This is a genomic window from Enterobacter cancerogenus (assembly GCF_019047785.1).
GTDB lineage: Bacteria > Pseudomonadota > Gammaproteobacteria > Enterobacterales > Enterobacteriaceae > Enterobacter > Enterobacter cancerogenus.
Genome location: NZ_CP077290.1, coordinates 1,444,586 through 1,458,404, shown reverse-complemented (window position 1 = coordinate 1,458,404; position 13,819 = coordinate 1,444,586). Strand labels below are relative to the sequence as shown.

At 48.7% G+C, this 13,819-nt stretch carries 13 protein-coding genes and 2 pseudogenes; 7 read left to right on the top strand and 8 right to left on the bottom strand.

All coding sequences use genetic code 11. From position 1 onward, the window contains the following. Positions 1–26: 26 nt before the first annotated feature. Positions 27–1,256, bottom strand: coding sequence for a tyrosine-type recombinase/integrase (locus I6L58_RS06815; RefSeq protein WP_047064173.1), 1,230 nt, complete (start codon positions 1,254–1,256; stop codon positions 27–29). Positions 1,257–1,461: 205 nt separating this feature from the next. Further along, positions 1,462–1,987 (bottom strand): annotated as a pseudogene (locus I6L58_RS06810) (tyrosine-type recombinase/integrase); the annotation flags it as partial. A 513-nt stretch (positions 1,988–2,500) separates the two neighbouring features. Between I6L58_RS06810 and I6L58_RS06805 the strand changes: the two are divergent. Beyond that, positions 2,501–2,956, top strand: a complete 456-nt coding sequence (locus tag I6L58_RS06805; RefSeq protein ID WP_088207764.1) for an acyltransferase family protein — start codon at positions 2,501–2,503, stop codon at positions 2,954–2,956. Beyond that, complete coding sequence (locus I6L58_RS06800) at positions 2,908–3,660, top strand: right-handed parallel beta-helix repeat-containing protein (protein ID WP_140418796.1); 753 nt, start codon at positions 2,908–2,910, stop codon at positions 3,658–3,660. Before I6L58_RS06805 ends, I6L58_RS06800 begins: the two co-directional genes overlap by 49 nt. A 29-nt stretch (positions 3,661–3,689) precedes the next feature. Here I6L58_RS06800 and I6L58_RS06795 read toward each other — a convergent pair whose 3' ends face one another. Genes I6L58_RS06795 through I6L58_RS06785 form a run of 3 tightly spaced genes read right to left on the bottom strand, consistent with a single transcriptional unit; the run spans position 3,690 to position 6,468 of the window. Then, a complete protein-coding gene (locus tag I6L58_RS06795) occupies positions 3,690–5,171 on the bottom strand; it encodes a hypothetical protein (protein WP_088207763.1) in 1,482 nt (493 codons plus the stop codon). After that, positions 5,168–6,109, bottom strand: a complete 942-nt coding sequence (locus tag I6L58_RS06790; RefSeq protein WP_088207762.1) for a glycosyltransferase family 2 protein — start codon at positions 6,107–6,109, stop codon at positions 5,168–5,170. The genes I6L58_RS06795 and I6L58_RS06790 overlap by 4 nt, the downstream gene beginning before the upstream one ends. Next, on the bottom strand, positions 6,106–6,468 hold the full coding sequence (locus I6L58_RS06785) for a GtrA family protein (protein ID WP_088207761.1): 363 nt from the start codon (positions 6,466–6,468) through the stop codon (positions 6,106–6,108). Before I6L58_RS06785 ends, I6L58_RS06790 begins: the two co-directional genes overlap by 4 nt. A 112-nt stretch (positions 6,469–6,580) precedes the next feature. Between I6L58_RS06785 and I6L58_RS22890 the strand changes: the two are divergent. Both I6L58_RS22890 and I6L58_RS06780 read left to right on the top strand, forming a co-directional pair. Further along, positions 6,581–6,816: pseudogene (locus I6L58_RS22890) on the top strand (hypothetical protein). Positions 6,817–6,881: 65 nt separating this feature from the next. After that, complete coding sequence (locus tag I6L58_RS06780) at positions 6,882–7,139, top strand: hypothetical protein (protein WP_302054646.1); 258 nt, start codon at positions 6,882–6,884, stop codon at positions 7,137–7,139. 61 nt (positions 7,140–7,200) lie between these two features. Here the strand turns inward: I6L58_RS06780 and I6L58_RS06775 are convergent, their stop codons facing one another. The 3 genes from I6L58_RS06775 to I6L58_RS06765 all read right to left on the bottom strand — a co-directional run bounded on the left by I6L58_RS06775 (position 7,201) and on the right by I6L58_RS06765 (position 10,599). Beyond that, positions 7,201–8,031 carry an EAL domain-containing protein gene (locus I6L58_RS06775; RefSeq protein WP_088207760.1) on the bottom strand — a complete coding sequence of 277 codons (831 nt, stop codon included), beginning with the start codon at positions 8,029–8,031 and terminating at the stop codon, positions 7,201–7,203. A 48-nt stretch (positions 8,032–8,079) separates the two neighbouring features. Next, complete coding sequence (locus tag I6L58_RS06770; protein WP_254082147.1) at positions 8,080–10,017, bottom strand: methyl-accepting chemotaxis protein; 1,938 nt, start codon at positions 10,015–10,017, stop codon at positions 8,080–8,082. Positions 10,018–10,158: 141 nt separating this feature from the next. Beyond that, the gene (locus tag I6L58_RS06765; RefSeq protein ID WP_006176999.1) at positions 10,159–10,599 is read right to left on the bottom strand and encodes a winged helix-turn-helix domain-containing protein; all 441 of its coding nucleotides are present in this window, start codon (positions 10,597–10,599) and stop codon (positions 10,159–10,161) included. Positions 10,600–11,173: 574 nt separating this feature from the next. On the opposite strand from I6L58_RS06765, the gene I6L58_RS06760 reads away from it, so the two are divergent. The 3 genes from I6L58_RS06760 (at position 11,174) to I6L58_RS06750 (ending at position 13,778) form a co-directional block, all read left to right on the top strand. Then, positions 11,174–11,971 (top strand): winged helix-turn-helix domain-containing protein, encoded by a 798-nt coding sequence (locus I6L58_RS06760; protein ID WP_088207758.1) that lies wholly within the window; start codon positions 11,174–11,176, stop codon positions 11,969–11,971. Beyond that, positions 11,958–12,422 (top strand): hypothetical protein, encoded by a 465-nt coding sequence (locus I6L58_RS06755; RefSeq protein ID WP_088207757.1) that lies wholly within the window; start codon positions 11,958–11,960, stop codon positions 12,420–12,422. Before I6L58_RS06760 ends, I6L58_RS06755 begins: the two co-directional genes overlap by 14 nt. A 276-nt stretch (positions 12,423–12,698) precedes the next feature. After that, positions 12,699–13,778: a YncE family protein gene (locus I6L58_RS06750; RefSeq protein WP_088207756.1), complete on the top strand. Its 1,080-nt coding sequence runs from the start codon at positions 12,699–12,701 to the stop codon at positions 13,776–13,778. Positions 13,779–13,819 lie beyond the last annotated feature (41 nt).

Below are 13,819 nucleotides of genomic sequence, written 5' to 3'. Positions count from 1 at the left end.
ATTTTTATCTGTATATCCAACCAGTGTCAAGGTGCTTGCCGCAGAGACAAAAGCCGCAGCTCCCACTCTTCGATTATTTCCCTTTTCTCTTTAAGATAGTCATAGCGGTCATAGTGCTTTGCTGACACTCCTGGCCGCTTATGGTTCTGCAATCGGTCGCGCATCTCGGTGCTTATACCCATATCTCCGGCCAGTGTTTTAAAGGTGCGGCGTATATCCCTTGGCGTAAATTTATTAAATGGTTCGCGTTCACAGAATTTTCGTAGCTGCTTTCCGTATTCGGCAGAAAGTAGGTGTCCTTCAGCTGTTTCCGCAGGGAAAAGAAAATCAGATTCAGGATATCGTTTTTCCATCTCTTCAAGAATGCTGGTAGCTGTAGCGCTTAAAGGGATGACGTGATAATCACCAGTTTTGGAGATTTCAGGTGGAACCGTCAGCACTTTTCCTTTCTTATCCCAATTGCTTTTGGTATTCGTCATTATCTCCCAAGGGCGTTGTCCTGCTGTATGGATACAACAGAGTAAAAGCTGGGCAAAATCGCTGTTCATGGGAACTGACGATGCAGGTCGATGAAGGATGTCCAACAACTCGGACAATTCATCCCAGGGAAGAAATCTATCCAGTGCCTTATCGACCCCACGCTGGGCCGGAACGACAGATACCGGGTTGCGTTCAAGCCCGTATATGGTCTTGTTGTCAATGTTTGCCGGATCGTTGTCAGCAAATAGGCCAAAGTTAAAAATTGCATGAAGATTGGCTCGAACCTTGTTTGCTCCGGCTTTGGCTCCCCGGGAGATGAACTCTGATAACACTCGTTTTATGTGGTCAGGGGTGACATCTCGCGCAAGCATTCCTGGATCAATGTGCTCGCTGTCCAAAACTTGGTTAATTCGGTTCTGCGTTTTTTCGTATGAACGTTTCCCACGGGCTTTCTGATCTTCTATATAATCGTCGAAAAGTTGTTTAATGGAAGAAAGGTCGGTTACGGCTTTAACTGGCTCAGAAATATTCTTGGCGGCGGAACTTGCTTTTTCTATCGCCTCGGCAAGTGCCACAGATGGGAAATCACCAAGATTGACGAATTTCTCTTTACCATTGAGGAAGTATCGGTAAACGAAGGTCTTGCGGCCCGATGGGTATGTCTTCACACCAAGCCTTCCTGTTCCTCTGGTGGCTGATGCCTGCCAGGTGTAGAACGCAGATTTTTTAGGCTTCAGCCCACGTATTTTACTGTCTGTCAGAAGAGTACTAGCCATAGATTTAGGGTCAAGTTACGGGTCAAGTTATGGTGATATGGTATGAAACCAAGTGACAGCAATCAACACCTAAAAATCCTTTATAATCAGCGTTGTGAAATCGTGTGAAATCTACGGAAGTTTAAAGAAATCGTCTGTTTTCGCCCTTCTAAGCCGTAGGTCGTAGGTTCGAATCCTACAGGGCGTACCATTCGATATCAGTAACTTACGCCAGTTTCAAACCCGCCTGATTTTCTCCTTGTGTCGTATTTGTGTCATGGTTGCCAAAAATGACATCTATTTTCCGTGCTTGTTCGCTTAAATGGTTCGGTGCCAGGTGAGCATATCGAAGTACCCATTTGATGCTTCTTATACTCCCATTTTCTGCAGCACGGACAGCGGCACGCCGGACTGAATTAACCAACTCGCCCAGGTATGGCGAAGGTTATGAAACCAACACCGGTCTTCTTATGCACGAACATCCATTTATGATGATTCTCAAGCTGATCGCGCAGCACCTTAAAGCCGTATCATTCAGCGCTACGCCAATAGCTCTTGTCTTCAGGATTTACCCAGGCAACACGACGCTGCATGTCGATTTGTTGCCATTCCGTATTGATGATGTTCGAACGATGAAAGTCGGTTGCCAGAGTAAACTTAACAACCGACTTCAGTGGTTCAGGACATTCCTCGATAAGTCTCTTCGCTTCCTCGTGCTCCAGCCAACGCACCCGCTTACGCGGCCAGCGTGGATGGAATCATATTACGTCAGCAATAACAGGTAACACCGTGCTTAATTTAGTGAATTACACTTGCGATGGTGACGGTAGGATAGCCCTGGTAACTGGTTCAACGCTAACGGTAAGAATGTCTAACTGTCGCCGTATTAACGATACTGGCGCTCAGACTGCTTTTTTGCCAGCGGCGGATCTGTCATTCTGTCTGGTTGTACTGAGATCGGGTTGAACACTATCGGCACAAACTCTTGGGGTGTAATTAAAACAACGCCAGGTGTTCACAATATCCCTTGTAACGTTGATCTTCTTACCATCCATGGATGGAGCGAGCGTGCATAATCTCAATGCATTGCTTGCCTGCGGAGTTGGATGGGTTTTGGTGCAAACTAAGGTATGGAAAAACCTTTTTCTGCTGCTACATATACCATCAGCATTTGATGATCTGGTCACATGGATGTGATTATCATTTGATAAGATAGGCAAACATTTGTAGCATCATCAGACGATTCTTAAATTGGTGATCATAAAATGCGCAATAATGCATTGGATGCAGCGAAACTTCTTGCCTGTTTCTTTATCATAGTGGTCCACGTGGGTAATTTCACAGAAATGCCACAGCCTTTTGGTGAGTTATTCCGCGCATCTTCAAGATGGGTGCTACCTTTCTTCTTTCTTGCCTCTGGTTACCTGATGGGTGCCTCTACGCACGATGATATTGGGAAAAAGCTTAATAAGCTCGTTAGTATTCTTTTCTGGTCATCAATATTATATATCCCTATTTTATACAGAATGATGCAGGGCGATACATGGAGGACCATTGGGAAGGTCGTATCTAACGACACTCTTCACGGCGGAACATTTTTCCACTTGTGGTTTTTAAATGCATTGATTCTTGGCGTTATATTGACAAATTATTTTAAAGTGATAGCCAGGGCATCTCTGCGGCAGCTCAATTTCATCTTACAACTACTGGTAATATTGTAATAAACTTTGTTGATAATGGGATAGACCATCAAAACTGCTTTGGACTTCTTATAACAAATAATCAGATCGCAGGCTGCAAAGATGCTGTATTCATCGGTGATAGATCTTGCGGAAGGATTATTATCTCACATAATAATATAGAGGGTTGCCAACAAAGTGTAAGATATTATAACCCATCATCAAATCCTTTTACTGGACAGACGTTCTCTGATGTTATTATATCTAACAACTCAATTCTTGGTTCTCTCAATTACGGCATATGGGTTATTATGGCTGGTACATCAAGCGCCAACTACAATACAAATATTGTCAATAATATTGTAGATGGGAATGGTTCAGGTGGCCTTGGTATTGTTCTTGAAAATGTGCAACAGGGAACATGTAGCCAAAACACAGTAAGAAGAGTTAACGGCCATGGAATTTCAGTAGCAACATGCGAAAGCATAAAGCTAATGGGGAATACCATTACTGATGCTGGATTTGGTACTTCCGGGACATACAATGGAATCAACATATCAAGCAGTAATAGGTGTCAGGCAATAGGCAATAGCGCAACAGGAACAACAATGCTTTACGCTATCGTTCTTGGTGCTGGTTCATTCAATATGGCACATATGAATGAGGCGCGATCTACAACAGGAGCAACAGCGGTCAACATATCAGGTGGCACAGGAAACGTGGAGTCACTTAATATCAAGTCATAGTTAATGCGCCCCATTAGGGGCGCAGTAATTTAAATTGGCATCCCATATTTGGAATTCATTTCTCTATCTGGCTGGATTTTTATCTCAATGTTACGTGGTATCAATCCATTTGATTTAAGAGTTTCTGATATGGCCTTTCCTCTTGTGACCGGGAAAGGCCAGTTATCGTTATTGTCACCCTTAGGAACATGCAATGTAATAGTCCTCTGGTTGCTTTCAACAGCTCTCTGAACCTGATCTATCATGTCTTGTCCGACCGCATTTGCTACTGAGAAAGGAACGTTTCCGTTGTGAGACTCTCGCAAAGAATGAGATTGGTCTGTAGCCTTGTTAACCAAGCAAAGTAAAACTATTGGGGCAATATATTGAACGGTCTTAAAGCGCTCAATGAAGTAACCAAGTCCAATGCTAGCTGCTACTATCAGGTACATGAACGAACCCCACATTGCTACAGGTCGAGTCGCATAGTTAGCGCTAGCCTTTGCGCATACCAGAATAAGGGCTAATGTGGTAATGGCTCCAGAAATCACTGATACCCAGAAAGCGTATCTTTTACCTTCAGTTGTCTCATCTGATTTTCTTCTTAGCAAGAACACCACGCCGCAAACCAATCCAACAGCCAGCACAACGAAGAAGGTGCGATCTGTTAATTTAAGCAGTGAGTAAAATGCATTGACTGTACCTGAAATATCCAGATGATCTTTTGCCATGCGATCTGCTCTTCCCCCGTTCATTTCAAATATAGCGGAAATAACCCACATCGCCAAAGTGATGCAGTGGAAAGGGTAAGCCTTAATCGTCTCAACAATTTTAAATCTGTTGCTAATGAGGTTCAGAAGAAGTACCACACCGCACATTACTGCAAGCACAACACTGGCAAAAATGTTCGAAAATACACATAGGTAAATGGCGAATATCAGCATGCCAGAAAAGATCGCTCTTTCGTAAAAGAAGGGCTTTAATGTTGCCGACATTCTTAAAACGTAAAGTGCCAGCGTGCCGTTTATGAGGGCTGGAACAATATAGTGATAATAACAAGTAAGATTTTGCTCCCATAAAAGGTATGGACTGTTGTTATTATTGAGAGTCCTGAACAGGCCAAACATGCACAGTAGGTATAAGATAACCATGACTGAGCTAGTGTATGTTGACAACCCTGCGGTTTCTCTCATCAAAACATAGAATTGATAAAGAAACGCCACAACAAGAATCGCAACTAAAACCGCTGTCAAATAGGCGATAGCTTCAAGGAAAGTAAATCCAAGTGGCATTACGACCGATGAGGCAATGTTACCAAAGAGTGGGAAAGCCACCTCAGGCACAACCTTAATTGGATTAAAACCTCCCCACTGTGGATACGCCTGCCTTCCGGAAGAAAGATTGATCCACTCATCACCAGAGATAATTGTCACCGGATGGATAGCAGTAAAAAACACAGCCACTACAGCGAAAACAAAAGTGAATAACACCCACTTTAAATGAGTTTCTTTTTCCAAAGCCTGACTAATCATTTATCTTCCTTCCGATTATCCTTGAGATCGTTTTTGATGATGTAACGAGGTCTTCCCTTAACTTCAACATAAATCCTGCCGATATACTCCCCAAGCACACCTATACCTATCAACTGAACTCCGCCAAGGAAAAGTATTGAAACCAGCATTGATGGATAGCCACGAACCGGATTGCCGAACGCTAACGTGTCGACGATCATCCATGCGCCATAGATGAAGGCCAGGCCAGCAACGAACAAGCCAATATACGTCCACATGCGCAGCGGGAATGTTGAGAAGCTTGTGATACCTTCAAGTGCAAGATTCCATAGCTTCCAGCCATTAAATTTAGAATCACCAGCGACACGCTCTGCGCGAGCATACTCAACAACATCAGTGCGACCACCAACCCAACTCAAAACGCCTTTCATGAAAAGGTTGCGTTCAGGCATTAGCTTGATGTTTTCAACAATTTCGCGAGACATTAGGCGGAAGTCGCCGACGTTTTCCTCAATCTTCGGATTGCTGATTTTGTTGTGTAGCTTATAGAACCACTCAGCTGTTTTGCGTTTGAGGCGGCCATCTGTAGAGCGATCGGAGCGCTTAGCCAGAACCATGTCCGCACCGGCCTGCCACCTTTCGATGAGATGAGGAATGACTTCGATAGGGTCCTGCAGGTCAACGTCAATCGGAATGATTGCCTCACCGGTTGCATGGTCTAGGCCAGCGAATAGCGCAGGCTCTTTACCGAAATTGCGGGTAAATGAAAGAGGAATGACGTGCGGGTCGGCCACAGCAAGCGCGTTTATGATTGATTCTGTAGCGTCTTTACTGCCATCGTTGATAAAGACTATCTCTACTTCATGCTGTTGTAGCTCTTCAAATTCCCGCACGGTCTTATAGAAGATAGGAATTGCTTCCTCTTCATTAAAAACCGGAACGACCAGAGAAATTTTCATTTCGCATCCCTAAAGACAATGAATTTTGAGTATATAAATCCGGCAACAAGACTAAATGCCGAGAAAACTATGAGAGTTACAACTGGTGGGGCACCAATCAAATCTGCAACGCATCCGGTTAGAGCGGCCATAATGCCCATGAAAAATACGAATGCGACATAGCGCCCAGATGTAGCCTGAGAATTGAATGTCCACGTAGCATTTGCAAAAAAACTGAACGTCACAGCAATGCAAAACGCAATTACGTTTGCAACGGCCTGCGTAGCCCCGAAAAAATGCATGAGTGCACCGAAACACAACCAATGTAGGGCTGTATTAATCACCCCCACCGAAACATAGCGAGTAAATATCTTTAACATTATAGAAATCAGTTAATTCTGAAAGGTAGGAAGTGTAGCACCACTATGAAGCTTGATCGACTCTCATATTTAGCGAAACTGTCTATGAATACAGTAATTTCGTGAGGTAATCATGCCACGCACAGCAGACATCCACGCTGCCTTCGTGGCGGCCATACAGTTCAACCCCAAGGGTTACCGCTAACTGAGCACAGACAGCTTCGTTGAGAGGTTGCGGGAGTTCAACTGGCACTACACGCGCTAAGATGAGTACGCATGGATAGAGCGCTATCAAGAAGATTTCGCCGACAAACCACCGACGGAAGCGATAACCGCTATTGGATCCTACGCAACATAAGGGTTCAGTAATGGGATTTGCATCATCCGCGAACGGTTATGTTGAGCGCTAGCTATCGCCAGAAGTGATCTGCAATATGGATGCTGAGAGTAGGGTTCTCGAAACTGATGTTGGCTTTGCCGTCATTGAGCTGACAGCTAAAAGTGTGCCCGGCGATGTGCTGCTCATTTTATGTGAAGGCCGGACCCAGTTCGCCAGGCTTATGAGTCAAGCTCTCATCACCGGCGACGGCGAAGCTATAGAAGGCGTCGCCCTGGAAGAGGTTGAGGTGCTGGGCCGGGTATTGTTCTTTATAAATCGCGCATTCAACGATGACGGTTGCCCGGTGATGTGATGTGGAAAAACCGCAGCTATGCCCGGCGGCATGGCTGTGCATTCTCTGTGTAATAGATGTGTCATGCCCGGCTGACCAAACTCACCAGCTCATCAATTTGCACCGGTTTGCAGAAGTAATAGCCTTGCAGGTAATCACAGTTTTTTACGCGCAGATAATCGGCCTGAGCCTGCGTCTCCACCCCTTCTGCAATGATCCGCAGATCCATATTTTTAGCCAGATTGATGAGGCTATCCAGAAGGCGGGTGTCGCCGTTCTCGCGGATCTGACCGACGAACAGTTTGTCGATCTTGATGAATTCCGGTTGCAGGGCGTGGATGTATGACAGGTTCGAATAGCCCGTGCCGAAGTCATCCAGCGCGATGGCGATACGGGACTGACGCAGCGTGGCAAACCACTCGCTTAGCTGCGGGGTGAAATGCAGCGGATGCCTTTCGGTGATCTCAACCACCACCTGCACCTGGCTGGCGGCGAGGGCATTTAACAGATCGAGCGAATCCGTTTTGAAATGCGGGTCGAGGCAGTTATGCGGGCTGAGATTAAGGCTGATGTAAAGCCCCTCAGGGAAGAGAGGGATCGGCTGGCGAAGCTCGGCAATGACCTGCTGGATCAGATAATGGGTCAGGGGTGCAATCAGATCATGCTCCTCCGCCAGCGGGATAAAAATGTCCGGCGCAACGTTGCCGTACAGCGGGTGCCGCCAGCGGGCCAGCACTTCCACGCCCGCGATGTTGCCCGTCTGGCTGTCGAAGAAAGGCTGATAAACCGGAACGATCTGGCGCTGATGAATGGCGACGCTCAGCGCTTTTTCGGGCGCCGGAGGAAAAAGACGGGCCAGCAGCGTGCTGACCCCGGAGAGCAGGGTAGAGGGTGATTTAGTTACGGTAGTCATGGTGGCCTTCAATGCGCGGTCACCCTCAGGGCAACCGCGCGGGAGTTATCAGAATTTGACCCAGTCGTCCTGGTCGCTGGCAGCGGGACGTTTCATCGTGGTCGCCGTGGCGGTGCTGGCGCCATTTACCCGGCGTTTTTCCGCACGCCCGGCGTTATCTTTCGAGACGCGGAAAATCGACACCACTTTCTCCAGCTGTACGGCCTGGTCTTCCAGCGAACTTGCCGCCGCAGAGGACTCTTCCACCAATGCAGCGTTCTGCTGCGTGGTGGTGTCCATCTCCGCCATGGCCTGTGCAATCTGCGAAATACCGCGGCTTTGCTCATCGGTGGCGGCGGCGATTTCGCTCATGATGTCGCGCACCTGCGCCACGGAGGTCTCAATGCGCGACATGGCATCGCCCGCGCTTTCTACCAGGTTAAAGCCGGTATCGACGTGCACCACGGACTCGTGGATCAGGTTTTCAATCTCTTTGGCGGACTGCGCGCTGCGCTGGGCGAGCGTACGCACTTCGGCTGCCACCACCGCAAAGCCTTTGCCCTGATCGCCCGCGCGAGCGGCTTCCACTGCGGCATTCAGCGCCAGGATGTTGGTCTGGAAAGCGATGCTGTTAATCACGGTGGTAATCTCTGAAATACGGTGCGAACTGCTGCGCACGTTTTTCATGGTGTCGATCACCTTTTGTGAGATGGCGCTGCCTTCGGTCGCATTTTGTGAAGCTTCCTCTGCCAGCAGCCGCGCATGGTTGGCATTTTCCGCGTTAAGCGCGACGGTGGAGGTCAACTCCTCCATGCTGGCGGCGGTTTCCACCACGGCCGCGGATTGTTGCTCGGTGCGCGCCGAAAGATCCATATTGCCGGCCGCAATTTCCGACGAAGAACGCGCCACGCTATCCACCCCATCCCGAACGTCGTTAATGATGTTTTTCAGGTTGGTGTTCATGGTATCAACCGCCTGCATTAACAGGCCCGGTTCGTCACGACGCGTGCTGGTCAGGGTGCTGGTCAGGTCGCCTTTGGCAATCTGCTCTGCCACGCGCAGGGTTTCGTTCAGCGGACGCGTAATCGAGCGGGTAATGGCGAGAGCCAACAGCATACCTAGCGCGATCCCAATGGCCGCGACCAGAACCATCTGCATCTGGATATGATCAACGGTATCAAACACTTTCTGCTGCTGGCGGGTGAACATCGTCTGAATAGCCTGCGTTAATGTTGCGGCCTTCAGGCTCAGGTCATCCGATAATGTAGATTGATTCGACCAGACGCCTTCATAGTGATCCAGTTCGCCACCGATACGCTTCGTATCCGAAAGACTGGCGAGTAACCAGCCCTTCTGCGCTTCAGGCACGAACGGCACCAGCTGCTCAGCGTCGTTTTTAGCGCTTTGCAGGCGTGAAACGATTTTCTGCTTTAACGCATCACTCGGATGCTGTTTGAACAGCGTCACCTGCGAATCGATATCGCTCATGGTGAAGGCCACCTGAGCGGCCGTCAGCGCCTGCTGCGCAGGCAGGCTACCGTTGCGGCTCAGGGCAGTAGCAAGCCCGGCGTTGTCGCACAGGCTCTGGGTGTTGAGCTTCGCCTCGCTCGCCTTCTTTTCAACCAGCGCTTTCGTAAACAGGGACAGCGTCTCAACGTAGCTGTTTACGGCGTTGGCAGTGTTATCAACGGTTGATTGGCCGTCGGCCGTCCAGTCGTACTTCTCCAGCTGAGCAACCGTCGCCTGCATGCTCTGCGCGGCGGCGTTGGTCTGGTCGAGATATTTTTGATCCAGCGTATATTGATAGCTGGTCCGGTTGAGGCGCACGGCCGACAGGGCGTTAAAGAGATCGGTGGTATGCCCGTTTTTTTCTACCTTGTCCTGAACGTTAAACAGACCAAATAATCCGGTGGTCAGAATGGCTGCTGTGATCAACAGGACAGCGGAGAATCCGAAGAATAATTTTTTACTGACTTTTAAATTAATAAAGCTATTTAATATCTTCATATGTTTTTTCCAGCGTCGGCTATAACCGAGCAACAGTGCTATCGTCACCAGCATTAATGGGGGTAATTTATAATTATGAGGAAGTAACATAAAAAAATGCCCCTCACACTTGCGTGTTCAGGGCAAACACCTGAAGTGACATCACTCATTCAGGGTATCTGTCTTCTCCTCTTTTTTAACAGAGTGAGCCGGGAGTTCGCTCATTCTGTAATAAACGGGGATTACATCAGGGTAATTAACGATGTAACCACGCCCTTTAATATTGCGAATAAAATCGTCGGGCAGTCCAAGCATGCGTAGCTTATTATTGAGATTGTGCAGAACCTGCCATAATCGCTGTGTGGAGGGGCTGAGATTATGCGCCTCCCAGACCTCTTCAAAAAGTTCTTCTTTGCTGACCGGTTTCGTTCTGCCATTTTGCAGCAGATAAAGAAACAGCCTTAACATCGTTTCGTTAAAATAGATTGACGCGAAAGCGATGCTTTTCTCGGTATGACTGCCCGTAAGCCGGTATAGCCTGCGATTAGCAATGTCGAAATGAATTTCATCACCAATCATAAATCCGTATAGACGATAGCCCATATCATGTACCTGTATTAAATAAAGACGAGCACGCACACCTACATATAAGCGTCGAAAATATCCATACCGTTTGTGTGGAGGATTATATGGCTGCTATGAATGCTTTCCAATACACAACCCTATGCGCTATGTAAAACCGACGGGAAGCCCCTCTGTCATAGAGTCTTTGTCGAGATAAGTCGTATTTTTGGAATAATGCTCTGTCTAGTGGCTTTTCGGCGTTGTTTTGGTCTGAAATTGCATATCCGATCGACACCTCAAGATTTAAATGCATATTTTGACTTATACATAGCATATTTCTCTGTCATGGCCTGGTGTAAAAGCCCGCTGCGACAGGTTTTATGCCATGACCCTGACATTACGTTTTCGCGGCAAAAAACAGGAGTGAAGTTAAATGATTTATACTGATTCAGGAGAGGGGCCCCGGTGCGCTGGAAAGTGGAATGGCCGCGCTTTATAAAATGCAGTTGATTGATAAGTAACAACTAAAATCTGAATCAGACTGTTCTAACGGAAAGGGCATCATAATTCTTATGAATGTATCGCGCGTTTTTTTACCCGTTGCGGGGTCGCCATGAGGCCAGTTTTTCTGATCAATGACTCGGTGCTGTTTGAGCCAGACAAACGTCGGCTGTGCCCGCGTGACGGCTACCTCGATCGCGCGGTGCTGCTGCACGGCCCGGTCAGCGAGTGCCTGCTCCTGCTGCTGGAACACAACGGCGAGGTCCTGACCCAGCGTTATCTGTTTTCGGCGGTGTGGGAAAAGCAGGGGGCGATTGTCACCACCAATGCGCTCTACCAGACGATTGCCTCCATCCGCAAGGCGCTTAAATCCGTGGGCCTGGCAGAAAATATCGTCCAGACCGTGCCAAAGGAGGGATTTAAGGCAGTTGCAGCTCTGCAGTCCGGTACGCTCGAAGAGTTTATTTTGCCTGTTGCAACAGCCCCGAAAGACGGCCAGCCTGAGGAAGAAAAGGCGTATTTACCCGCGCCCGTTGTACGCCCGCGCAAAAGCCTGTTTTCATCCAAAATAGCCTACGGCATTGCTGCCCTTCTTTTTCTGGTCAGCTGTTTCGTTCTTTATCAGCAATTAAAACCGGGTGATGCACCGTTTGCAGACTATCATTTTATCGGCAACGTCGAGGGGTGTGACGTTTATTCCTCCCTGCATGACAAAATGCAAAGCCAGAATAAATTCACCTCGCTGGTTAAGCGCTACCCGGTTCAGTGCAGCGCCGGAGGGCGGGTTTATATCACACTCAATCATTATCAGCAGGGCACGTCGGTAATTGTCTGCGATAAAATGGCTGAGGCGGCAGGGGCGCAGTGTGAATCGATATTGTACCGGGAGCAATATTATGAAAATGACTAACCTCACCGCGCGCTGGTTGGCCATTATGCTGGCGATTGTTGCCCCGCTGCTGTATGCAGGCTACCTGCATTATCAGCAGAATAATTTTTCCTGTGAGGGGAACTTAATTATCGTGGAAAACAGCGCATGGATAGACACCGTGATGACGTTTTCTTTTCATAATGGCACGGGCGATTATGATTCCACGGGAGAATACCGTCAGGCAGGGCAGTCTCCGATAACCGTCAGTAATAAAGTGGCTTTCCGTTTCTGGCGTGAAGATGAACGCGTTATTCTGATCTCCAGCGATACGAATGAATTACCGAAAAAAGACGAAGCCTATCGTCATTATATCCCCGACTTCTTCCATCACCGCGATCGTGGCCTTAGTCTGGAAATTATTCCGATGAACGCCTCCAGCTATCTTTTTCGTTTTGGGAGTTCCCCGGTGTTTTACTGCACCAAAAACTGAGGGGGATTCTCTCATCCCGGCATTCCTTTTAATTGAAGCCGTTACGCAGATTTACACTTGATCATAAAAGTATAATGAGTATAGTTCTCATTCTCTTTAGTGTTTGCGGGCGCAGACGGACTCTTCCCGCATAAACAGTGAGCAGGCCTCACACGGAACACTGAGTACAACGGTGGATCCTGCTCTGGCCTTACAGCCTGCCTACATCACCCAATCGCAGCCACATGCGACGCAGATCCCCGCCCGCTAATCTTTGAACGGTAAAGGATGTTCCTGATGACCAAAAAAATGTCTGCGCTGGCGCTGCTCGTCGCTGCTTCTCTTTCCGGCTGTGCAGCGCAGAAAGCGGCCACACCCGCCCCGGCTCCTGAGAAAACCGTTACCGCCCCGGCGCAAACGGGCGTGTTAAAACGCGACCTGGCTGATGGCCTGTACGAGATGGTGCTTAACCCGAAAGGCGATGCGCTGTTCGTTGCCAGCGCGGAAGGGTTCAAGGATGTGCAGGGTGGCGTGATCTATAAGCTTGATCCTGCCACGCTGAAAACCCTCGGGCGCAGCCATACCGATCTGAAAAACTTTGCGATGACGATCTCCCCGGACGGGCAGACCCTGTACGTGACCAACTCGCTGGACGGTGGCATTAGCGCCATCAGCACCGCGGACGGCAAAATCCAACAGCGCCTGATGTTCACCGAGCGCAACAAAGAGGGATTCCCGTTCGGCGCGCGCGAAATCATGCTCCACGACGGCACGCTGTACGTTGGCGGCGTGGGCGATCCGGGCGTGATTTGGGTGGTTGATGCGAAAACGCTGAAGCTGAAAAAAACCATCAAAAACGCCGGACAGTGGGTGACCGGGCTGCTGTGGTCCGAACAGACGGACCGGATTTACGCGGCTAACGGCGGCGGCGAGATCCTCGTCATCAACCCGCGCAGCAACAAAATCGAAAAACGCTGGAAACCGCTGGGCGACAAGCCTGCGCTGCTGCTGAACCTGGCGGAAGATACCGCCACCGGTCGTCTGTTTGTTACCGACAACTCCAAAGCCAAAACCACGCTGGTGGTGAATATCCGCACCGGTGAGCTGATCAAACAGCTGGAAGTGGGCGATTCGCTGGCGGTGAAATTCAACGCCAAACGCAATGAGCTGTACATCACTCAGCGTGAAAGCGGAAAACTGCTAAGCCTGGACGCCACCACTTTTGCCGTGAAGCATTCGTGGGATCTGCCGCCGAATCCGAACAGCCTGCTGCTCTCGGCCGATGGTCAGACCCTGTTCGTCACCGTTAAACAGCCTTTCAATAAAGATCACTCCACTAACGGGCCGGACAGCGTCGTTCGCATTTCGCTTAACTAAATTCTAAGGCCCGGCGACGGGCCAATCTTGCGCGCACTTTT